Source organism: Luteimonas terricola (assembly GCF_004352845.1).
Classification (GTDB): domain Bacteria; phylum Pseudomonadota; class Gammaproteobacteria; order Xanthomonadales; family Xanthomonadaceae; genus Luteimonas; species Luteimonas terricola.
Genome location: NZ_SJRX01000002.1, coordinates 171,493 through 193,532, shown reverse-complemented (window position 1 = coordinate 193,532; position 22,040 = coordinate 171,493). Strand labels below are relative to the sequence as shown.

Annotated in this window: 17 protein-coding genes and 1 riboswitch; of the genes, 10 read left to right on the top strand and 7 right to left on the bottom strand. The window is 71.4% G+C overall.

Features of this window, described 5'->3' with window-relative positions:
- Positions 1-23 precede the first annotated feature (23 nt).
- On the top strand, positions 24-1,154 hold the full coding sequence (locus E2169_RS05575; protein WP_132985635.1) for a glycosyltransferase: 1,131 nt from the start codon (positions 24-26) through the stop codon (positions 1,152-1,154).
- Positions 1,138-2,493, top strand: a complete 1,356-nt coding sequence (locus E2169_RS05570) for an O-antigen ligase family protein (RefSeq protein ID WP_132985634.1) — start codon at positions 1,138-1,140, stop codon at positions 2,491-2,493. The genes E2169_RS05575 and E2169_RS05570 overlap by 17 nt, the downstream gene beginning before the upstream one ends.
- Here the strand turns inward: E2169_RS05570 and lpxL are convergent.
- Positions 2,487-3,392 (bottom strand): LpxL/LpxP family Kdo(2)-lipid IV(A) lauroyl/palmitoleoyl acyltransferase, encoded by a 906-nt coding sequence (gene lpxL, locus E2169_RS05565; RefSeq protein ID WP_132985633.1) that lies wholly within the window; start codon positions 3,390-3,392, stop codon positions 2,487-2,489. The genes E2169_RS05570 and lpxL overlap by 7 nt on opposite strands.
- A 66-nt stretch (positions 3,393-3,458) precedes the next feature.
- On the opposite strand from lpxL, the gene waaA reads away from it, so the two are divergent.
- Complete coding sequence (gene waaA / locus E2169_RS05560) at positions 3,459-4,766, top strand: lipid IV(A) 3-deoxy-D-manno-octulosonic acid transferase (protein ID WP_132985632.1); 1,308 nt, start codon at positions 3,459-3,461, stop codon at positions 4,764-4,766.
- A gap of 12 nt (positions 4,767-4,778) precedes the next feature.
- Here waaA and E2169_RS05555 read toward each other — a convergent pair whose 3' ends face one another.
- From E2169_RS05555 to E2169_RS05545, 3 genes are all read right to left on the bottom strand, one after another.
- Positions 4,779-6,143 carry a TolC family outer membrane protein gene (locus E2169_RS05555; protein ID WP_132985631.1) on the bottom strand — a complete coding sequence of 455 codons (1,365 nt, stop codon included), beginning with the start codon at positions 6,141-6,143 and terminating at the stop codon, positions 4,779-4,781.
- 28 nt (positions 6,144-6,171) lie between these two features.
- Positions 6,172-6,825 carry a protein-L-isoaspartate O-methyltransferase family protein gene (locus tag E2169_RS05550; RefSeq protein ID WP_132985630.1) on the bottom strand — a complete coding sequence of 218 codons (654 nt, stop codon included), beginning with the start codon at positions 6,823-6,825 and terminating at the stop codon, positions 6,172-6,174.
- A gap of 130 nt (positions 6,826-6,955) precedes the next feature.
- Entirely contained in the window at positions 6,956-7,606 is a 651-nt protein-coding gene (locus tag E2169_RS05545; RefSeq protein WP_132985629.1) for a TetR/AcrR family transcriptional regulator, read from the bottom strand.
- A gap of 91 nt (positions 7,607-7,697) precedes the next feature.
- Here E2169_RS05545 and E2169_RS05540 point away from each other — a divergent pair, with 91 nt between their 5' ends.
- Both E2169_RS05540 and E2169_RS05535 read left to right on the top strand, forming a co-directional pair.
- Entirely contained in the window at positions 7,698-8,819 is a 1,122-nt protein-coding gene (locus E2169_RS05540) for an efflux RND transporter periplasmic adaptor subunit (RefSeq protein ID WP_132985628.1), read from the top strand.
- Entirely contained in the window at positions 8,816-12,007 is a 3,192-nt protein-coding gene (locus E2169_RS05535) for an efflux RND transporter permease subunit (protein WP_132985627.1), read from the top strand. Before E2169_RS05540 ends, E2169_RS05535 begins: the two co-directional genes overlap by 4 nt.
- A gap of 37 nt (positions 12,008-12,044) precedes the next feature.
- Here the strand turns inward: E2169_RS05535 and E2169_RS05530 are convergent, their stop codons facing one another.
- Positions 12,045-12,992: a homoserine kinase gene (locus E2169_RS05530; protein WP_132985626.1), complete on the bottom strand. Its 948-nt coding sequence runs from the start codon at positions 12,990-12,992 to the stop codon at positions 12,045-12,047.
- 137 nt (positions 12,993-13,129) lie between these two features.
- Between E2169_RS05530 and E2169_RS05525 the strand changes: the two genes are divergently transcribed.
- The 5 genes from E2169_RS05525 (at position 13,130) to E2169_RS05505 (ending at position 20,768) form a co-directional block, all read left to right on the top strand.
- Complete coding sequence (locus tag E2169_RS05525) at positions 13,130-14,968, top strand: FAD-dependent oxidoreductase (protein ID WP_132985625.1); 1,839 nt, start codon at positions 13,130-13,132, stop codon at positions 14,966-14,968.
- The gene (locus E2169_RS05520; protein ID WP_132985624.1) at positions 14,965-16,803 is read left to right on the top strand and encodes a 2-oxoacid:acceptor oxidoreductase subunit alpha; all 1,839 of its coding nucleotides are present in this window, start codon (positions 14,965-14,967) and stop codon (positions 16,801-16,803) included. Before E2169_RS05525 ends, E2169_RS05520 begins: the two co-directional genes overlap by 4 nt.
- Positions 16,800-17,855, top strand: coding sequence for a 2-oxoacid:ferredoxin oxidoreductase subunit beta (locus E2169_RS05515; RefSeq protein ID WP_132985623.1), 1,056 nt, complete (start codon positions 16,800-16,802; stop codon positions 17,853-17,855). Before E2169_RS05520 ends, E2169_RS05515 begins: the two co-directional genes overlap by 4 nt.
- Before the next feature lie 89 nt (positions 17,856-17,944).
- Positions 17,945-18,043: riboswitch (TPP riboswitch) on the top strand.
- Positions 18,044-18,130: 87 nt separating this feature from the next.
- Entirely contained in the window at positions 18,131-20,071 is a 1,941-nt protein-coding gene (gene thiC / locus E2169_RS05510; RefSeq protein ID WP_132985622.1) for a phosphomethylpyrimidine synthase ThiC, read from the top strand.
- 109 nt (positions 20,072-20,180) lie between these two features.
- The gene (locus tag E2169_RS05505; RefSeq protein WP_132985621.1) at positions 20,181-20,768 is read left to right on the top strand and encodes a DUF4136 domain-containing protein; all 588 of its coding nucleotides are present in this window, start codon (positions 20,181-20,183) and stop codon (positions 20,766-20,768) included.
- Positions 20,769-20,789: 21 nt separating this feature from the next.
- On the opposite strand, the gene E2169_RS05500 is transcribed toward E2169_RS05505, so the two are convergent.
- Entirely contained in the window at positions 20,790-21,077 is a 288-nt protein-coding gene (locus E2169_RS05500; protein WP_132985620.1) for a contact-dependent growth inhibition system immunity protein, read from the bottom strand.
- A gap of 21 nt (positions 21,078-21,098) precedes the next feature.
- Positions 21,099-21,887: an RNase A-like domain-containing protein gene (locus E2169_RS05495; RefSeq protein ID WP_132985619.1), complete on the bottom strand. Its 789-nt coding sequence runs from the start codon at positions 21,885-21,887 to the stop codon at positions 21,099-21,101.
- Positions 21,888-22,040 lie beyond the last annotated feature (153 nt).

The following is a 22,040-nucleotide window of genomic DNA, read 5'->3' as shown; positions in this document are numbered from 1 at the left end:
ACGGCGCGGCGCGCCGCCGGCGCATGCCCGGGCCGCTGACCGTCCTGCAGCTGCTCCCGGCCCTGGAGTCGGGCGGCGTCGAACGTTCCACGCTGGAAGTCTCCGCGGCCTTGGTCGCGGCCGGGCACCGCGCGCTGGTGGTGTCCGCGGGCGGCCGCCTGCTGCCGGCGCTGCTTGACGCCGGCGCCGAGCACGTCGAGCTCGACATCGGCCGCAAGTCGCCGGCCACCCTGCGCCTGGTGCGCCCGCTGCGGCGGCTGCTGGTCGAGCAGGGCGTGGACATCGTGCACGCGCGCTCGCGGCTGCCGGCCTGGGTCGGCTGGCGTGCGCTGCGCGGGCTGGCCGCGGACGCGCGCCCGCGGTTCGTCACCACCGTGCACGGCCTCAACTCGCCCTCGCGCTACAGCGAGGTCATGGCCCGCGGCGAGCGGGTGATCTGCGTGTCCGACACCGTGCGCGGGCATGTCCTGCGCCACTATCCCCGCACCGCCTCCGACCGCCTCCGGGTCATCCCGCGCGGCATCGATCCCGCGGAGTTCCCGCGCGCGCCGCTGCCCGACCGCGCCGCGCGCGCCGCCGCGGCAGTTGCCGAGCCGCGGCTGGGCGGCGACGGTCCACTCCTGCTCCTGCCCGGACGCGGCACCCGGCTGAAGGGGCATGCCGATGCGCTCGACCTGCTGGCCGCGCTGCGCGCCGACGGTCGCGACGCGCGGCTGTGGATGCCCGGCGCGCGTGACCCGGCGCGCACGGCCTACCTCGCCGAGCTCGAATCGCGCGCACTGGAGCTGGGCATCGCCGACGCAGTGGCGATCACGCCACCCACCGCCGCCATCGCCGCCGCCTATGCCGCCTGCGACCTGGTGCTGCAGCTCTCGCGCAAGCCCGAGGCCTTCGGCCGCACGGTGATCGAAGCCATCTCCGTCGGTCGTCCGGTGCTCGGCTGGGACCACGGCGGCGTCGGCGAGCTGCTGCACGAACTGCAGCCCGCCGGTGCGGTGCCGGCCTTCGACGCCGACGCGCTGCACGCCCGCGCACAGGCGCTGCTCGCGCGCGACGGATCGCTTCCGGCTACGATTCCCGCGATGGTTCCCGCCAGGTATTCGCTCCGGTCCATGCAGGACGCCACGCTCTCGGTCTATGACGAACTCCGCTGACATCGCGCCACCGGCGCCGTACGTGTCCGCCGCCGGCTGGCGCTGGGCGCCGCACTGGGTGCTGGCCTTCGTGGCCCTGTGGCCGGCGCCGGGCTACGCCGAGGGCATCATGGTGCTCGGTGCCCTTGGGGCCATCATCAAACTCCTGGGCACGCGCTTCCGCGGCGGCGCGCAGCTGCTCAGCGGCCCGGCCTGGGCGCTGACCAGCGTGTTGTTCTTCGCCTACTGGCTGCCCGAGCTGCTGTCGACGGTGGGCTCGGTCGATGCCGGGCGCGCGCTGCGCGAAGCCGCGGTCGACCTGCGCTACCTGCCCTTCCTGTGGCTGGTGGCGATCGCCGTCGCCGACGACCGTGGCCGGCGCCTGACCTTCGCAGGACTGGCGGTGATCGTCGCCATCTGGACCCTCGACGCCCTGGTCGAGGTGGCCTTCGACACCAGCCCGTTGTTCTGGGGCATCGACGTCGCCAAGCAGGCGATCAGCGGCCGGCCCATGTGCAACCTGGACGAGCTGGCGCAGGCCGACCGCCTGGGCGGCGTGCTCGGGCCCTGCAACCTCAAGCTCGGCCTGGTGCTGGCGAGCCTGTCGCCGTTCGCGCTCTATGCGGCCGGCCGCCGCTGGCACACCGCGGGCTGGGTGCTCGCGGCGGCGGCGATCGGCGTGGTCATCGTGTTCGCCGGTTCGCGCGCCTCGTGGCTGACGTACGCGCTGGTGCTGCTGCTGTCGGGCTGGCGCCTGCTGGGCTGGAAGCGGCTGCTGCTGGTGTTCGCCGCCGGCGTCGCGGTGACGGTGGCGATCGGCCTGGCATCACCGGAGGTGCGGGGCCGCATGGAGCGGACCACGCATGCCCTCCAGGCCGACGAAACCGGCGTCGATTCCGCGCTGTCCGGCCGCGCGCGGATCTGGGGCGCAGCCCTGTGCATGGTGCGCGAACACCCGGTCAACGGCGTCGGCGTGCGCGGCTTCCGCGAGGCCTTCCCGGCCTGCGACCCGGAGGCCGGCACCCTGGCCGCCTGGGGCGATGGCCCGGCCCTGCACGCGCACCAGATCGTGCTCGAGGTGCTCAGCGAGACCGGCATCCTGGGCCTGCTGCTGTGGCTTGCGGGCGTGGCCCTGGCGCTGCGCGCCTGGCGCTACGCGAACGCTGCCGCGCGTGAGCGGGCGCGGCCGGCCATGCTGGCGCTGCTGGTGACGGTGTTCCCGCTCAACACCCACCTGGCCTTCTATTCCACCTTCTGGGGCGCGCTGACCCTGATGCTGGCCGCGCTGTATGCCGGCAGCCTGTTGGCCCATGCTGACCAGGCGCAGGGAGGCGGCGCGCTGAGTCCGCCGCCTCAGTAGGCCGAGCTGCCGTCGGGCTGCCGCTTGAAGCGGCGATGGATCCAGAGGTACTGCTCCGGCGCCGCGCGCGCCATGGCCTCGATCGCGGCCATCACCTCGGCGGTGTCCGCGGTCGCATCGCGCGAGGGATAGCCCTCGCTCGCCGGGAACAGGCGCAAGGTGTAGCCGCCGTCCTCGCGCCGCGCATGCTGGAAGAACAGCACCGCCGCGCCCGACATGCGTGCGAGCTGGTGGGTCGAGGTCAGGCTGTGCGCGGGCTGGCCGAAGAAGGGCACGTACACGCTTTCGCCACGGCTCGGGTCCTGGTCGGGCGCGTACCAGAGCAGGCCGCCGCGCTTGAGGTGGCGCACGGTGCCGCGCAGGTCCTGCTTGGGGAACATCGCCGCGGCGTAGCGCATGCGGCCGCGGCGCACCGCCCATTCCATCGCCGGCTGCGCGTGCGGGCGGTACATGCCGGCCAGTGGCACGTGGTCGCACATCAGCCGGCCGCAGACCTCGAGCGTGGTGAAGTGGCCGCTGACCACGATCACTCCGCGGCCACCGGCGCGCGCGGCGTCCATGTGCTCCAGGCCCTCGACCACGAGGCCGCGGCGCAGCGGTGCCACCGAGCCCCACCAGGCGCGGGCGAATTCGAACAGGCCGATGCCGATGGCGGCGAAGTGGCGGCGCAGCAGCGCGTCGCGCGCGTCGGCGTCGAGCTCCGGGAAGCACAGCTCGAGGTTGCGCGCGGCGATCCGCCGCCGCGAGGGCAGCGCGCGCCGCAGCAGCGCGCCGATGCCGCACCCCAGCGCGCGCTGCAGCGGCCAGGGCAGGCGCGCGAGCAGCGCCATCGCGCCGATTCCGAGCCATGTCGGCCAGTGCCGCGGTCCCAGCGGCGGTTTCTCGCGATGTTCGGCCATGCATGGATTCTACGGGGAGGGCGGCGCATTCGCCCGCTGCCGCGGTGGCTTCGCTATCCTTGCAGCATGGAGGCAGCCCCCCGTGACCGCGCCGTCGAACGCCTGCTGCGCGGCCTGTACTCGGCGGCGCTGTACCTGCTGCTGCCGGTCACCGTCTACCACCTGGTCTGGCGCGGCTTCCGCCAGGCCGAATATCTCGAGCGCTGGGGGGAACGCTACGCCGCCTACCGCACCCCGCCGCTGGACGACGGCTGCGTGTGGGTGCACGCGGTCTCGGTGGGCGAGGTCAATGCCGCCGCGCCGCTGGTCAACGCCCTGCTCGAACAGCGGCCCGACCTGCGCCTGCTGGTGACCACCATCACTCCGACCGGCTCGGCGCGCGTGCGCGCGCTCTGGGGCGAGCGCGTCGACCACGTCTACCTGCCCTATGACCTGTCGGGCGCGGTGCGCCGCTTCCTCGGCCATTTCCGTCCGCGGCTGGCGCTGGTGCTGGAGACCGAACTCTGGCCCAACCTACTGTTCTGCAGCCGCGACCACGGCATCCCCGCCTACCTGGTCAACGCGCGCCTGTCGGAGCGCTCGCTGCGCGGCTACCGGGTGCTGCGCCCGCTGATCGCCCGCGCGCTGCGCACGCTGGCGCGCGTGGCCGCGCAGTCCGAGGCCGACGGTGCGCGCTTCGTGCGCCTGGGCGCGAAGCCGGAGGCGGTGTCGGTCCTGGGCAACCTCAAGTTCGACATCACGGTCGACGATGCGGCGCGCCGCATCTCGGCCGCCTTTACGGAGCACAGCGGCGGGCGCCTGGCCTGGATCGCCGCCAGCACCCATCCCGAGGAAGAGGCCGCGGTGATCGCCATCCACCGCCGGCTGCGTGCGCGCTGGCCCGACCTGGTGCTGCTGTGGGCGCCGCGCCATCCGGAGCGCTTCCGGCCGGTGGCCCAGGCCTGCGTCGAGGCCGGCTGGCGGGTGGCCACGCGCAAGCTCACCCGCTGGCCCGACGGCGGCGACGATGTCTTCGTGATCGACACCCTGGGCGAACTGGTGCACTTCTATCCCTGCGCGCGGGTGGCCTTCGTCGGGGGCAGCCTGCAGGCGGTGGGCGGCCACAACCTGCTCGAACCCGCGGCCCTGGGCGTGGCTGTGGTCACCGGCCCGCACCTGCACAACTTCGTCGACATCGCGCGGCGGATGGATGAGGCGGGCGCGCTGCGCATCGGCGCCGATACCGATGCCGTGGGTGACGCGGTGGGTGAACTCCTGGCCGACGATGCCGCGCGCGCGGCGATGGTGGCCGAGGGCCTGCGCCTGGTGCAGGAGGGGCGTGGCGCCCTGGCGCGGACCCTGGCCATGATCACGCCGGAGCTGCCTCCGGCGTGATCATGGCGGTGTTCAGCCGTTGCTGCCGTTGCTGCCGGTGCCCGGCCCGGTCGGCGGCGTGGCGGCGTCGACGGTGAGCAGGCGGTTGATCTCCTGCACGTCGGCGATGCCGAGCGTGCCGGCGGCCTGGGCCAGCAGCAGGCGGTTCTGCAGGAAGTTGTAGCGCGCCAGCGCGTACTCGCGCTCGGCGTTGAACAGGTTCTGCTGGTTGATCAGCACGTCGACCACGGTGCGGGTGCCGACTTCCAGGCCGACCTGCGAGGCCTCGTAGGCGCTGCGCGCGGAGATGAGCGCCTGGCGGCGGGCCTCGATCTCGCTGACGCCCGCCACCACGGTCTGGTAGGCGTTGCGGGTGTTGCGGTCCAGCGCGCGGCGGGCCTGTTCGAACTGCTGTTCGGAGATGTCGCGACGCGACAGCGCCTGGCGGACCTGCGACTGGGTGGCGCCGCCGGAGAAGATCGGCACGGTCAGGGTCAGGCCCACGCTGTGGCCTTCGCCGGTGGATGTGCCGCCCACGCCGCCCTGCCCGATATCGCCCCAGGCCGCGCCGTTGTCGTAGCCGGCGCCCAGGGACAGCCGCGGCAGGTGGCCGGAGCGGGCGGTGGTGACGCCGTGCTCGGCGGCATTCACGCTGTACTCCGCCGCGCGCAGCGATGGGTTGTTCTCCATGGCGGTCGCGAGCCAACCATCCAGGCCGGCGCCTTCCGGCACCTCGGGCTGGAAGTCCTCGGGCAGCGCGCGCAGCTCGCGCACCGGCCGCCCGGTGATCTCGGCCAGTGCCTGGTAGGCGTCCTCGAGCGCGTTGCGCGACAGGATGGTATTGGCGCGCGCGGCGTCGTACTGGGCGCGGGCCTCGTGGACGTCGGTGATCGGCGCCAGGCCGACCTCCAGGCGCTTGTCGGCAAAGTCGAACTGCTTCTGCAGCGCGGCCTCGGCGGCCTCGGCCGCGGCCAGGGTCTCGATCGCGACCAGGACGTTGAAGTAGGCGGCCGAGGTGCGCGTGATCAGCTGGTGGTTGGCGGCATCGAGGTCGAAGCCGGCGGCGGTGTCGAGGTCCTTCTGCGCGCGCAGGTTGGAGATCGCGCCGAGGTCGAACACCGTCTGGCTGAGATCGACACCGACGCTGCGCCTGCGCGCGTCGCCGTCGACGCCGGCCGCGTAGCTGCGGTTGAGCGATGCGCTGCCGTTGATCTGCGGCAGCAGCGCGGCGCGGGCCTGGACGCGGCCTTCGTGGCTGATGTCGCGGTTGGATTCGGAAATCGCGAGGGCCGGGTCGCTGCTGCGCGCCAGCTCGTAGGTCTGCAGCAGGTCTTCGGCCGATGCCGCGGCGGGCACCAGGGCGAGGAGGAGTGCAAGGGCGAGGGGGCGACGGATCATCTGGGAGAGTCCTTGTAGGGGCGGGCGATCAGAACGCGAATGCCGGGACCGGCGCCGCGCCCGCCAGGTAGGCGAGTTCGGTTTCGAACAACGATTCAATGCGCGGGCCGTTGACGTCGGCGTGCACCAGCAGTGCCTCCATCGCCGGCGCATGGCCGTGCACGATGAACATGCGGCCGCCGGGACGCAGCCAGCCGAGGAAGCGCTCAGGCACCGTGTCCACGGCGCCGGTGACGCAGATGGCGTCGAACTGGCGGCCGGGCTCCCAGGCGAAGGCGTCCGCGTGCTCGACCGAGACGCTGGTGGCGCCCTGCGCAAGCAGGGTGGCCTGCGCGCCCGCCGCGAGGTCGGCGTGGCGTTCAATGGTGGTCACCGAGCGCGCGAGACGGCCCAGGCAGGCGGCCATGAAGCCGCCGCCAGTGCCGATCTCAAGCACGTCCTCGGAGCCATCGAGCGCCAGGGCCTGCAGGGCGCGGCCTTCGACCACCGGCTTCATCATCGATTCGCCGTGGGCCAGGGGCAGCGCGATGTCGGCATAGGCCAGTGCGCGGTGCGCGGCGGGCGCATAGGCCTCGCGCGGCATCCTGAGCAGCACGTTGAGCACGCGCACGTCGAGCACGTCCCAGGGGCGGATCTGCTGCTCGACCATGGCTTCACGGGCTTTGGCGAAATCGAGGGTCATGGTGTGGGGGCCTGGCTGGTCGGGGTGACCGGCCATTTTACGGTGAATTGGCGGGTTTGGCCGTGACAGCATCGCCGCGGGGGCGGAACGGCTTGAGTGCCGGAAGTCACCGGGCCGGTCGGCGGCCGCTTCAGTGACCCGGGCGCACGGCGTACGCGCGCAGGAACAGATCCACCGTCGCCTCGATGTGGGCGTCGACGTCGAAGTCGCGGAGGACGTCGACGCCCATCAAGAAGCGCGGGTGCACGTCGCCGCGGAGCAGGGCGAAGAACTGGCCTGCCGCGCGCGCCGGATCGTCGACCGCCAGTTCGCCCGCGGCCGTGCGCCGCTCCAGCAGCGCCGCGAATCCGGTCTGGAGGTGGCCGGCGCCCGCGTTCCAGAACATTTCCGGAAGCTCCGAGCCCAGACGCGTGGGCGCGCACATCAGGCGGAAGCCCGCTATCGCCTCGGGCGACACCATCAGCGCGTACACCGCCCGCGCGATGCCGACCAGGCGCGGGCGCAGCGGCTGGCCGGAGGCCGGGGTGAACAGCGTCGGCGGCACCTGCTGCCGGCAGCAGTGTTCGACGGCCGCGATGAACAGCGCTTCCTTGTCGCCGAAATGGCTGTAGACGGTGAGCTTGGAGACCCCGGCGCGCGCGGCGATCTGGTCCATGCTCACGCCCTCGAAGCCGTGCTCCAGGAACATGCGTTCGGCCGACTCGAGGATCGATGCGCGCTTCGCGAGATCCTTGGGGCGCCCCGGGGCGGGTCGCGATGCCGGCTGGCTGTCGGTTGACATGGATATCGGCAAATACTAGACCGTGGAGTTTGGTAAATATAGCATTCGCCGCTCGGTACCGGGCCGCGGCCCACAGCTCAGGAGCAGCGCCATGGCAGGCACGCGCGGGACCCTCTGGATCGCAGGCGCGGCGCTGGTGCTGCTGCTGGCGCTGGCGATTTCCGGGTGTGGCGATGGCGCTCCGGATGTCATACCTCCGCGCCCCGTGCTGGTGGCGCAGCCGCAGCCGGCAGCCGGCGTCGCGCGCAGCTTTCCCGGCGAGATCCGCGCCCGCGAGGAAAGCCCGCTGGCGTTCCGGGTGGGTGGCAAGCTGGTGCGGCGCGAGGTCGATGTCGGCGACCGGGTCGCGCAAGGCGCCCTGTTGGCGGTGATCGATCCGGGCGACTTCCAGGCGCAGGCCCGCGCCGCCGAGGCGCGGCTGTCGGCTGCCGAGGCCCAGCTCAGGCGCGCGGCCGCCGATCGCGCCCGCTACGCGGCGCTTGCCGATGGGCAACTGGTCAGCCGCTCCACGCTCGATGCCCAGGAGGCCGCGTGGCGCGCGGCCGACGGCGAGGTCCGCGCGGCGCGAGCCCAGGTCGAGGTGGCGCGCAACCAGGCCGGTTACGCCGAACTGCGCGCGCCGTCCGACGGCGTCATCGCGAGCCGTCAGGCCGAGGCCGGCCAGGTGGTGGCGGCCGGGCAGGCGGTGTTCACCCTGGCCGGCGACGGCGGCCGCGAGGTGGCGATCGCGCTGCCGGAGTCGGCGGTCGCCGATTACGCCGTGGGGCAGGGGGTCGAGGTGGAGCTGTGGACCGCTCCGGGCGCGCGCCTGCGCGGACGCTTTCGCGAGATCTCGCCCTCCGCGGACCCGGACACGCGCACCTATGCCGCGCGCGTGGCGCTCGATGACGCCGATGCCGCGCGCGTCGCGCTTGGGCAAAGCGCGAAGGTGCACGCCGCGCGCGAGGGCTCGGCGCTGTCCGTGCCGCTGTCCGCGGTGCAGCGGGGCGACGATGGCGCGGCCTCGGCCTGGGTGTTCGATGACGGTCGCGTGCGCGCGGTCGCGATCGGGACGGGGGACTTCGGGGCGGAGCGCGTGCCGGTGACGGCGGGGCTCGATCCCGACGACTGGGTCGTGATTGCGGGCGGGCACCTGCTGCAGGAAGGGCAGGAGGTGGCCGCGGTCGATCGCCACAACCGGCCCGTCACCCCCGGCGCAGCCCACGCCCGATGAGCACGCGCTCCGGCTTCAACCTCTCCGAATGGGCCCTGCGCAACCGCGCGCTGGTGCTCTACGTGATGCTGGTATCCGCCCTTGTCGGCGCCTGGTCCTACAAGCAGCTTGGCCAGTCCGAAGACCCGCCCTTCACCTTCAAGGCGATGGTCGTGCGCACGATGTGGCCCGGCGCCACCGCCGACCAGGTCGCGCGCCAGGTCACCGACCGCATCGAGCGCGCGCTGATGGAGACCGGCCGCTACGAAACGATCCGTTCGTACTCGCGGCCCGGCGAATCGCAGGTGATCTTCATGGCGACCGACGCGCTGCCTTCGCGCGACGTCCCCGAACTCTGGTACCAGGCGCGCAAGAAGGTCGGCGACATCCGCGCGACGCTGCCATCGGAAGTGATCGGCCCGTTCTTCAACGATGAATTCGGCGATACCTTCGGCAACATCTACGCGCTCACCGGCGAGGGTTTCGACTACGCCGTGCTCGAGGACTACGCCGAGCGCATCGAGCTCGAGCTGCAGCGCCTGCCCAATGTCGGCAAGGTCGAGCTGATCGGCCTGCAGGACGAGAAGGTCTGGGTGGAAGCCAGCAACGCACGGCTGGCGAACCTCGGAGTGCCGATGGCGGCCCTGCAGCAGGCGCTGGCCCAGCAGAACGCGGTCGCGCCGGCCGGTTTCGTCGAAACCGCCACCGACCGCGTGCAGCTGCGCGTGGACGGCGCCTTCCGCTCGATCGACGACATCCGCGCGCTGCCGGTGCGCGCCGGCGACCGCACCCTGCGCCTGGGTGACATCGCCGAGGTGCGCCGCGGCCATGCCGATCCGGCCGCACCGCGAATGCGCTTCATGGGTGAGGACGCCATCGGCATCGGCGTGGCCCTCCGCGATGGCGGCGACATCCTGGCGCTCGGCGACACCCTGGACGCGGAGGCCACGCGGCTGCAGGCCGCGCTGCCGATCGGCCTGGAGCTGCGCAAGGTCTCCGACCAGCCCGCGGCGGTGCGCGAATCGGTGGGCGAGTTCGTGAAGGTGCTGGCCGAGGCCGTGGTGATCGTGCTGCTGGTCTGCTTCTTCTCGCTGGGGCTGCGCACCGGCCTGGTGGTGGCGGTGTCGATCCCGCTGGTGCTGGCGATGACCTTCGCGCTGATGCACGGCTTCGGCATCGGCCTGCACAAGGTCTCGCTGGGCGCGCTGGTGCTGGCGCTGGGCCTGCTGGTGGACGACGCGATCATCGCGATCGAGATGATGGCCATCCGCATGGAGCAGGGCGACAACCGCCTGGCCGCGGCCAGCTACGCCTGGTCGCACACGGCCTTCCCGATGCTCACCGGCACCCTGGTGACCGCGGCCGGCTTCCTGCCGATCGCGACCGCGGCTTCGTCGGTGGGCGAGTACACGCGCTCGCTGTTCCAGGTGGTGACGATCGCCCTGGTCGTGTCGTGGATCGCGGCGGTGCTGTTCATCCCGTGGCTTGGCGACAGGATGCTGCCCGACCTGGCCCACCCGAGGCCGCCGCGCCCGGGGTCGCTCGCCGCGCGCCGTCGCGCCTGGCGCCTGCGGTTGGCGGACCGCTGGCCGCAGTACGCGTTCGCGCTGGCGCCGCCGGAGCCGCGGGCGCACGACCATGATCCCTACCAGCGGCCCTTCTATCGTCGCCTGCGGCATGTGCTGGACTGGTGCCTGGTGCATCGCTGGCTGGTGATCATCGCAACCGTGGCCCTGCTGGCGCTGTCGCTGCTGGCCTTCCGCTTCGTGCCGCAGCAGTTCTTCCCGGATTCGCAGCGCCTGGAGCTGATGGTCGACCTGGAGCTGGCCGAAGGCAGTTCGCTGCGCGCGACCTCCGATGCCGCGCTGCGGCTGGAGGCGCTGCTCGCCGATCGGCCCGGGATCGACAACCACGTCGCCTACGTCGGCAGCGGCTCGCCGCGCTTCTACCTGCCGCTGGACCAGCAGCTGCCGCAGACCAACCTCGCGCAGTTCGTGGTGCTGGCGCGCGACGTCGAGGCCCGTGAGGCGCTGCGCGACTGGCTGATCGATGACGTGGCGCCGCTGTTCCCGGAGCTGCAGCTGCGCGTGACCCGGCTCGAGAACGGGCCGCCGGTCGGTTACCCGGTGCAGTTCCGCGTTTCGGGCGAGCACGCCGACCAGGCGCGCGCCATTGCCCGCGAAGTCGCCGACCGGGTGCGCGCCAATCCCCGGGTCGCCAACGTCAACCTCGACTGGGACGAGCCGAGCAAGGTCGTGCGCCTGGTGATCGACCAGGAGCGCGCGCGGGTGCTGGGCGTGGACTCGCAGCAGCTGGCGCGGTTCCTGTCGGCGTCGCTGTCGGGGCAGGCGGTGAGCGTGTACCGCGAGGGCAACGAGCTGATCGAGGTGCTGATGCGCGGCCCGGCTGACGAACGCACCGGGCTGGCCGAGCTCGGCAGCCTCGTCGTGCATGGCAGCGACGACAAGCCGGTGCCGCTGTCGCAGGTGGCGCGCCTGGAGTACGCCTTCGAGGACGGCATCATCTGGCACCGGGACCGGCTGCCGACGGTGACCGTGCGTGCCGACGTCCGCGGCGACGCGATGCCGGCCGGCGTGGTGGCGGAGATCCTGCCGACGCTCGAAGGGATCCGCGCGGCGCTGCCGCCGGGCTACCTGCTCGAGACCGGCGGCACGATGGAGGATTCGGCCCGCGGCCAGGACTCCATCCGCGCCGGCATGCCGCTGTTCCTGTTTGCGGTGGCGACCCTGCTGATGCTGCAGCTGCGCAGTTTCTCCCGCAGCGCGCTGGTGTTCGCCACCGCGCCGCTGGGCCTGATCGGCGCGGTCCTGTTCCTGCTGGTGTTCCGGGTGCCCTTCGGCTTCGTGGCCCTGCTGGGCACGATCGCGCTGGCGGGCATGGTGATGCGCAACTCGATCATCCTCGTCGACCAGATCCAGCAGGACATCGACGCCGGCCACGCGCGCTGGGACGCGGTGATCGACGCCACCGTGCGCCGCTTCCGGCCGATCGTGCTCACCGCGCTGGCGGCGATCCTGGCGATGGTGCCGCTGTCGCGCAGCCTGTTCTTCGGGCCGATGGCGGTGGCGATCATGGGCGGGCTCACGGTCGCCACGGTGCTGACCCTGCTGTTCGTGCCGGCGCTGTACGCAGCCTGGTTCCGGGTGCGGCGCGACGAACCCGCCCCCCGCACTCCGAACCCTTTGTAGGAGGAAGCCGGGCCGTTGGGGAACGCAGCGCCTGGACTCAGTTCGCCCGGACCAGCTCCGCGCGCGGCCCGGCCACCGGCGAGACGTGCGCCCGCGCGGCGATTCCCGCAGCGCTGAAGCCGGCGACCATTGCCGGCGCCGCGGTGTCCGCGGCCGCGCGCGAGGTGAACCAGGCGAAGCAGGTCGGCCCACCGCCGGAGATGCTGGCGCCGAGCGCGCCGTGGTCGAGGGCCGCCTGCTTGACCGCGGCAAAGCCCGGGATCAGCGGCGCGCGCCTGGGTTCGACCAGCACGTCGCGCAGGCCCTCGCCGATCATCTCGGCATCGGCGCGCGCCAGCCCGGTGAGGAACAGCGCCAGGTGGGTCGAATGTTCCACCACCTGCGCCAGCGGATACGGCTCGGCCAGAACCGTGCGCGCATGCCGCGTTTCCAGCACCAGGTCCGGCTGCACGACCACGCAGTGCAGCCAGTCGGGCACGTCCAGCCGCAGCAGCCGCGTGGGCGTGGCCAGCGCCACGCCGCCGACCAGCATCGGCCCGACGTTGTCGCCCTGGCGGCTGTGGGTCGAGGCCCATTCGCCTTCCAGTGCGAAGGGGTAGAGCGCCTCGCGCGACAGCGGCGCGTCGAGCAGCGCGTTGGCCGCAATCAGCGCCGCCACGCAGGAGGCCGCCGAGCCGCCGAGGCCCGAGCCCAGCGGGATGCCCTTGTCGAGATCGACGGCAAAGCCGTGTGCGAGTCCCAGGGCCTCGCGCAGCGCCATCAGCGCGCGACCCGCGGTGTTGGTTGCGGCATCCAGCGGAATGCCGTCGATGCCGCGCACGTCGCCCCGAACCGCATTCATGCGTACGCAGGGCTGGTCGATCACGCGCACGGTGGCGACGTCGCGCGGGCCCTCGATCACGTGTCCCAGCAGGTCGAAGCCGACGCCGATGTTGCCCACGCCTGCGGGTGCGAACGCGCTTGCCTGCCGATGCGTCGTGGTCATGCCCGGATTGTCCCATCCTGCGGCGCGGGGCGTGCTGCTTCTGCTTGCTGCGGCGCGGCAATACACGCGCGCGCTTGCGCCTAGACTGTGGCGGCGAGCGATGCCGGGGCGTCCGGCCAGCCAGCCACGGGTGCGCAGTGAAGCCGACCGATATCCGCAATCCCGACACCTTCCACAAGGTCGTCGACTGCCAGTGGGCCTGTCCCGCGCACACGCCGGTCCCCGAGTACATCCGGCTGATCGCCGCCGGCCGGTTCGCCGACGCGTACATGGTCAACTGGGTGAGCAACGTCTTCCCCGGGATCCTCGGCCGCACCTGCGACCGCCCCTGCGAACCGGCCTGCCGCCGCGGCCGGGTCGAAGAGAACAACGGTCCGCCGTCGATGCGCGACAAGCCGCAGCCGGTGGCGATCTGCCGGCTGAAACGCGTCGCCGCCGACCACAAGGGCGATGTCCGAGGCCGCATGCCGCAGCCGGCGGCACAGCGCAACGGGCGCCGCATCGCCTGCGTCGGCGCGGGGCCGTCGTCGCTGACCGTGGCCCGCGACCTCGCGCCGCTGGGCTACGACGTCACCGTGTTCGAGGCCGATCCCAGGGCCGGCGGCTTCATGCGCACCCAGGTGCCGCGCTTCCGCCTGCCCGAAGAGGTGATCGACGAGGAGACGGGCTATATCCTGGACATGGGCGTCGACTTCGTCGGCGGCCGGCGCATCGACTCGATGCGCGACCTGCTCGCGCAGGATTTCGATGCGGTCTTCGTCGGCAGCGGCGCACCGCGCGGGCGCGACCTCGACCTGCCGGGCCGGAAGGAGTGCGCGGCCAGCATCCACGTCGGCCTGGACTGGCTGGCCAACGTCTATTTCGGCCACGTCACCCGGGTCGGCCGCCGCGTGCTGGTGCTCGGCGGCGGCAACACCGCCATGGACTGCTGCCGCTCGGCACGCCGTCTTGGCGGCGAGGACGTGCGCGTGGTGGTGCGTTCGGGCTTCGACGAGATGAAGGCCAGCCCCTGGGAGAAGGAGGATGCGATGCACGAGGGCATCCCGATCCTCGACTACCGCGTGCCCAAGGCCTTCGAGCACGCCAGCGGGCGGCTGACCGGCATGCGCTTCGAGCGCGTGCGCGCCGAGTACGACGAGCGCGGCCGCCGCAAACTGGTGCCCACCGGCGAGCCGGACGAGGTGATCGCCTGCGACGAGGTGCTGATCGCGGTCGGGCAGGAGAACGCCTTCCCCTGGATCGAGCGCGACCTCGGCATCGACTTCGACGAGTGGGGCATGCCGGTGGTCGATGCAGTGACGCACCAGTCGAGCCTGCCGAAGGTGCTGTTCGGCGGCGACGCGGCCTTCGGCCCGAAGAACATCATCTGGGCGGTGGCGCACGGCCACGCGGCGGCGATCTCGATCGACCGGCTGCTCGAGGGCGGCGATCCGCGCGAGCGCCCCGCGCCCGGCGTCACCCTGGCCTCGCAGAAGATGGGCATCCACGAATGGCGCTACGACAATGCGGTCTCGCCCGACGAGCGCTTCGCGGTGCCGTGGTCGGAGGCGGCGAAGAAGCTCGACAGCATGCACGTCGAGGTCGAGCTGGGCTTCGACGCCGCGACCGCGTGGAAGGAGACCCAGCGCTGCCTCAACTGCGATGTGCAGACCGTGTTCACCGACGACAAGTGCATCGAGTGCGATGCCTGCGTCGACATCTGCCCGACCGACTGCATCACCTTCGCCATGAACGGCGAAGAAGAGGAGCTGCGCACGCGGCTGACCGCGCCGGCGCTCAACCCCGACCAGCCGCTGTACGTGTCCGGGCCGCTGAAAACGCAGCGGGTGATGATCAAGGACGAGGACGTCTGCCTGCACTGCGGCCTGTGCGCCGAGCGCTGCCCGACCGGTGCCTGGGACATGCAGCAGTTCCTGCTGCGGGAAACGCAGGCCGGCGGTGACCGCGCCGGGGCGACGGCGGAGGCCGCGGCATGACGCCGGCGCACTCGCCGCTGCGGGCGGTCAACGATTTCGTGGTCAAGTTCGCCAACGTCAACGGTTCGGGCTCGGCCTCGGCCAACGAGCTGTTCGCCAAGGCGATCCTGCGCATGGGCGTGCCGATCAGTCCGCGCAACATCTTTCCCTCCAACATCCAGGGCCTGCCGACCTGGTACGAGGTGCGGGTCTGCGAGCGCGGCTGGCTCGGGCGGCGCGGCGGCGTCGACCTGATGGTGGCGATGAACCCGCAGACCTGGGACGCCGACGTCGCCGAGATCGAACCCGGTGGCTACCTGTTCCACGACAGCAGCAAGCCGCTGCCGCGATCGCGCTTCCGCGACGACATCACCGCCATCGGCGTGCCGCTGACTGAAATCTGCAACACGCACTACAGCGACCCGCGCCAGCGCCAGCTGTTCAAGAACATCATGTATGTCGGCGCGCTGTCGGCGCTGCTGGATATCGACACGGCCGTCATCGAGGCGCTGATCGGCGAGCAGTACCGCAGCAAGCCCAAGCTGCTGGCGCCCAATGTGGAGGCGCTGCACCTGGGCCGCGACTGGGCGCGCGAGCACCTGCCGCACCCCATCGGCCTGCGCGTGCAGGCAGCCGACGCGGTGGGCGAGCGGATCTTCGTCGACGGCAACGATGCCGCGGCGCTGGGCTGCGTCTACGGCGGCGCCACGGTCTGCGCCTGGTATCCGATCACGCCGTCCTCGTCGCTGGCCGAGGGCTTCCAGAAGTACTGCCAGAAGTACCGCGTCGACGCCGACGGCCGGGCGCGCTACGCGATCATCCAGGCCGAGGACGAGATCGCATCCATCGGCATGGTGGTCGGCGCGGGCTGGAACGGAGCGCGGGCCTTCACCACCACCTCCGGCCCGGGCGTGTCGCTGATGAACGAGTTCATCGGCCTGGCCTATTTCGCCGAAATCCCGGTGACCATCCTCAACGTGCAGCGCGGCGGGCCGTCCACCGGCATGCCCACGCGCACCCAGCAGTCCGACGTGCTGGCCTGCGCGCACGCTTCGCACGGCGACACGAAGCACGTGCTGCTGTTTCCCGAGGATCCGCGCGAGTGCTTCGACTTCGCCGCCGCGGCGCTCGATCTTGCGGACCGCCTGCAGACGCCGGTCTTCGTGATGAGCGACCTCGACATCGGCATGAACCAGCGCCTGTGTGCGCCTTTCGAATGGGACGACGCGCGCGGCCACGACCGCGGCAAGGTGATGACGGCGGAGCAGCTGGACTCGGGCCGCGAGTTCGCGCGCTACAAGGACGTCGACGGCGACGGCATCCCGTGGCGGACCTGGCCGGGCACGCATCCCGACAAGGGCGCGTACTTCACCCGCGGCACCTCGCGCAACCCGCAGGCGCAGTACTCCGAGCGCGGAGCGGACTACGTCTACAACATGCAGCGCCTGCTGCAGAAGTTCGACACCGCGAAGGCGCTGGTGCCGCAGCCGGTGCAGGCGCAGTCCGACGTGCCCGCGCGCTACGGCGCGATCTTCTACGGCTCCACCAGCCCGGCGATGGAAGAGGCCATGGAACAGCTGCGGGGCGCAGGCGTGGCGCTGGACACGCTGCGGGTGCGCGCGTATCCGTTCCCGGACAGCGTGCGCGACTTCATCGACGCCCACGCCCAGGTGTTCGTGGTCGAGCAGAACCGCGACGCGCAGCTGCGCCTGCTGCTCATCGACGCCTTCGGCACCGATCCCGCGCGCCTGGTCGCGGTGCTGCACTATGACGGCACCCCCATCACTGCACGCTTCATTTCGGGCGCCATCCAGGCCCATGCGCGCCCGCGGGCGCGGCAGGAGGACGTGGCATGACCTACCTCGCCAAGCCCGGGCTCCACCACCCGACGCTGTCCTGCAACGCCATCGGCTTCACCCGCCGCGACTACGAGGGCAAGATCAGCACCCTGTGCGCGGGCTGCGGCCACGACTCGATCTCGGCGGCGATCATCCAGGCCTGCTGGGAACTCGACATCCAGCCGCACCGCATCGCCAAGCTGTCGGGCATCGGCTGCAGCTCCAAGACCCCGGACTACTTCCTCGGCCAGTCGCACGGCTTCAACACCGTGCACGGGCGCATGCCTTCGGTGCTGACCGGCGCCAACCTCGCCAACCGCTCGCTCACCTACCTCGGCGTGTCCGGCGACGGTGATTCGGCGTCCATCGGCATCGGCCAGTTCGTGCACGCGATCCGGCGCGGCGTCGACATGACCTACATCGTCGAGAACAACGGCGTGTACGGGCTGACCAAGGGGCAGTTCTCGGCCACCGCCGACCAGGGCTCGGTGTCCAAACGCGGCGTGGCCAATGCCGACAGCCCGCTCGATCTGGTGACGATGGCCCTGCAGCTGGGTGCCAGCTATGTCGGCCGCGGCTTCTCCGGCGACAAGCAGCAGCTGGTGCCGCTGATCAAGGGCGCGCTGTCGCACCGTGGCGCCGCCTTCCTCGACGTGATCAGCCCCTGCGTGGCGTTCAACAACCACGCCGGCAGCACCAAGAGCTACGACTACGTGCGCGAGCATAACGAGGCCGTCAACCGCCTGGACGTGATGCCGTCGCGGACGGCGATCGAGCTGGTGCACGACGCCGGCACCACCATCGACGTCGCCCAGCACGATGGCCGCACGCTGCGCCTGCACAAGCTCGATGCCGGCTACGACCCGCGCGACCGGATCGCCGCCCTGAACCTGATCCACCAGGGCAATGCGCGCGGCGAGGTGGTCACCGGCCTGCTGTTCGTCGACCCCGACGCCGACGATCTCCACGGCCATATCGGCACCGTCGGGACACCGCTGAACGCGCTCGGGTCCGCGGACCTCGTGCCCGGCGCGGGGGTGCTGGAGAAGATCAACGCGGCCTTGCGCTGAGGCGATGCCTGACTGGGCGCCTGGCCTTCGCAACGTGCGTCGGCACGGGGCGGCCCACTGGCCGGCGCCGGCGCCGCGTGTTCCAATACCGCCCGAAGCGGGGGTACCGCGCCACTGGCGCGGTTGAGACAGACCCTTCGAACCTGACGCGGTTGATACCGCCGTAGGGAAGCTTCGCGGCAAGCGGCCATCGGACCATCCGGTGGCGGGCTGCCGCGCCTTCGCTTCGTCCGGCACGCGGGACCGTCCCGCAGCCACCCGACAGGACGACGCCGATGAACGCAGTGCCCTCGCCCCTGCTGCAGCAGGCCCAGCAGCTTTCCGATTCCGTCACCCGGCCGATCCCCGGTTCGCGCAAGGTCTTCGTCGACGGCTCGCGCCCCGACCTGCGCGTTGCCATGCGCGAGATCGTGCAGACGAAGACGCCGACGCTGTTCGGCGGCGAGGACAATCCGCCGATCACGGTCTACGACACCTCCGGCCCCTACACCGATCCCGATGCCCGGATCGACCTGGCGGCGGGCCTGCCGGCGCTGCGCGCGCGCTGGATCGAGGAGCGTGGCGATACCCATGCGCTGCCGGCACTGGGCTCCGAGTTCGGACGCTCGCGCGAGGGCGATCCGAAGCTCGATGCCGTCCGGTTCCCGACCCGCCCGCTGCCACGCCGCGCGAACGGCGGTGCCAACGTCACCCAGATGCACTACGCCCGACGTGGGATCGTCACCCCGGAAATGGAATACGTCGCCATCCGCGAGAACCAGCGCCTCGACCACCTGTTCGAGCTGCTGCGGCAGGGGGGCGGGGAGGGCGCGGCTGCAGGCGGGGTGGATGGGAGCGCCGCCGCGCATCCGCTGCTTGCCCGGCATCCGGGCCAGTCCTTCGGCGCGTCCATCCCGTCGCGCATCACACCGGAGTTCGTGCGCGACGAGATCGCCCGCGGCCGCGCCATCCTGCCCTGCAACATCAACCATCCCGAGAGCGAGCCGATGATCATCGGCCGCAACTTCCTCACCAAGATCAACGCCAACATCGGCAACAGCGCGGTGTCGTCGGGCATCGCCGAGGAGGTCGAGAAGCTGGTCTGGGCGATCCGCTGGGGGGCCGACAACGTGATGGATCTCAGCACCGGCAAGCACATCCACGAGACCCGCGAGTGGATCATCCGCAACTCGCCGGTGCCGATCGGCACGGTGCCGATCTACCAGGCGCTGGAGAAGGTGGACGGCCGCGCCGAGGAGCTGACCTGGGAGATCTTCCGCGACACGCTCATCGAGCAGGCGGAACAGGGCGTGGACTACTTCACCATCCACGCCGGCGTACTGCTGCGCTATGTGCCACTGACCGCCAAGCGGGTGACCGGCATCGTCAGCCGCGGCGGTTCGATCATGGCCAAGTGGTGCCTGGCGCACCACCGCGAGAGCTTCCTCTACGAACACTTCGAGGACATCTGCGAGATCATGAAGGCCTATGACGTGGCCTTCTCGCTCGGCGACGGCCTGCGCCCGGGCTGCATCGCCGACGCCAACGACGCCGCGCAGTTCGGCGAGCTCGAAACGCTGGGCGAGCTGACCAAGATCGCCTGGAAGCACGACGTGCAGACCATGATCGAAGGCCCCGGCCACGTGCCGATGCAGTTGATCAAGGAGAACATGGACAAGCAGCTGGCCGAGTGCGGCGAGGCGCCGTTCTACACCCTGGGCCCGCTGACCACGGACATCGCGCCCGGCTACGACCACATCACCAGCGCCATCGGCGCGGCGATGATTGGCTGGTTCGGCACCGCGATGCTCTGCTACGTGACGCCCAAGGAGCACCTGGGCCTGCCCAACCGCCAGGACGTGCGCGACGGGATCATGGCCTACCGCATCGCCGCCCACGCGGCCGACCTGGCGAAGGGCCACCCCGGATCGCAGGTGCGCGACAACGCGCTGTCCAAAGCGCGCTTCGAGTTCCGCTGGGAGGACCAGTTCCACCTCGGGCTGGATCCGGAGAAGGCGAAGGAGTTCCACGACGAGACCCTGCCGAAGGACGCCCACAAGCTGGCCCACTTCTGTTCGATGTGCGGCCCGCACTTCTGCAGCATGAAGATCACCCAGGACGTGCGCGATTACGCGGCCGGGCAGGGGAGCACCGCCGCCGCGGCGGTGGCGGCGGGCATGGCCGAGAAGGCCGCGGAGTTCAGGGAGCAGGGCGCCGAGGTCTATCGTCGCGGCTGAACGGCGGGAAACGCCGCGCGGAAAGCGGGCGCCTCCGGGCGCCCGCATCACGCACCGGCTGCTGCGGGCGTGCTAGCTTTCAAGCATCGAATATGAGGGAGGTCGCACCATGGCACGCATCCGCCCATCGTCGCTCCGTTGGCTGCTTGCCGCGCTCCTGGCGGGGCTGCTTGCCGCCTGCGCCACCGGTCCGCGCATCAGCACCGACGCCGATCCGCGCGCCGACTTCTCGGCCTACCGCACGTTCGCCTTCTACTCGCCGCTGGCGATCGAGCGCGAGGGCTATGCCAGCCTGGTCAGCGGCCGCATGAAGGCCGCGGCCCGCGCCGAGATGGAGGCCCGCGGCTATCGCTACAGCGAAAGCGATCCCGACCTGTGGCTCAACATCAACGCCTACATGGAGCAGCGCACGGACGTCAGGAGCATTCCCGACGTCGATTATGCGTACTACTACAGCTACCGCTATCGGGGTTATGTGGCGATGCCGTACTGGCGCGACCGCACCACGGTGCGCCGCTATACCGAGGGCACGATGAACATCGACCTGGTGGATGCGGAGCGCAAGGCCCTGGTGTGGGAAGGCATCGCGGTAGGCCGGGTCGCGCGCAACCAGGATCCGCTGAAGCGCGACGAGGCTATCGACGCCACCATCCGCGACATCTTCATGCAGTACCCGCATCGCGCCGGGGCGCGCTGACGCGCACCCCGCACAGGATCGCTAGCGCTTGAAAGCCGACTGCAGGGCGCTCAGCCAGCCCTGCCAGCTGCCGCCGTCGCGCGTCGGATCGTACTCGCTGCCCAGGGCCTGCATCCGTGCGCCCAGCGCGGCCTCGTCCAGGCCTTCGGCCGCGATGCGGGCGAGGTCGTCGCGCACGGCGACGATCTCGGCATCGGTTTCGCTGCCCAGGTAGGCGTCGACGACGCCGGCCGCGGTGTCGTGCTCCATCGCCCAGTCCTGGTGGAACCAGGCGGACAGGAAGTTCTCAAGCGCGGGAGTGTTGCTCATGCAGGGGTCTCGCAGGCGGGATCAGGGAGCCGAAGGATAGCCGGTGACGATGCGGTAGCCGGTATCGAGGCGGTCCGAACGCTCCAGGACCAGGCGCACGGAGAACACGTCCTCGGCGCTGCTGTCGCCGCGCTTCACCGAGATGCCGGTGCTGGCGTCGAAGCTGGCGTCGACCACCAGGCGGTTGCCGCCCTGGCCGTCGACCCAGGCATCGATGCGGTCCTGGTGCTCGGACAGGGTGGCGGCGACGAAGTGTTCGGCCTCGTCGATGTCGCGGAAGCTGGAGGCGGCGCTGATGTTGTCGCGCCGCACGCGGTCGACCAGCCATTCCTCGCTCTTGCCGACGTGGCGCTCGATCAGGTGGCCGCCGGCCTCTTCATGGGCTTCCAGCCCGCCGCCGGGCACTTCGACCGGCGCACCGGGACCGCCGGGATCATCGGGACCGCCAGGCACGTCGGGGCCTTCGACTTCGCCCAGGTGGGCGTCGAGTTCGCCGAGGGTGGTTTCGACCGCATCGCGCTCCACGCGCGGCAGGTCACGGATGTCGACTTCGCCCAGCGCATCGCGGATGCGGCCGAGCAGCGGATCGAGGTGTTCGCCGAAGGTCTTGTCGCCGCCGGCAAGCGCGATCGCGTCCAGCACCTGGCCGAGGAAGTCCTCGATGCCGCCGCTGTCGGCAAGGTCCTGCAGGTGGGCGGTCAGGTCGGCATCCGGGTCGGCGGCCGCGGCCATCGCCATGCGGGCTGCCGACTGCTGGACGGCCGACAGCGACCATTCCGTCGTGGGGGAAAGAGCTCGGACGACATCCATTGCGCGCGCTGCCTCTGGGATCGGGGGAAGCCCGAGAGCCTAGGCAGGGCACTGCGGCACCGACAGCTGGTGCCTGCCCGAGGTCGGGTTCGCCCGGAGGCGCGTGCGGACGCCTGCGCGGACGCACGCGCGCCGCCGAGGCCCGCGCAGCCC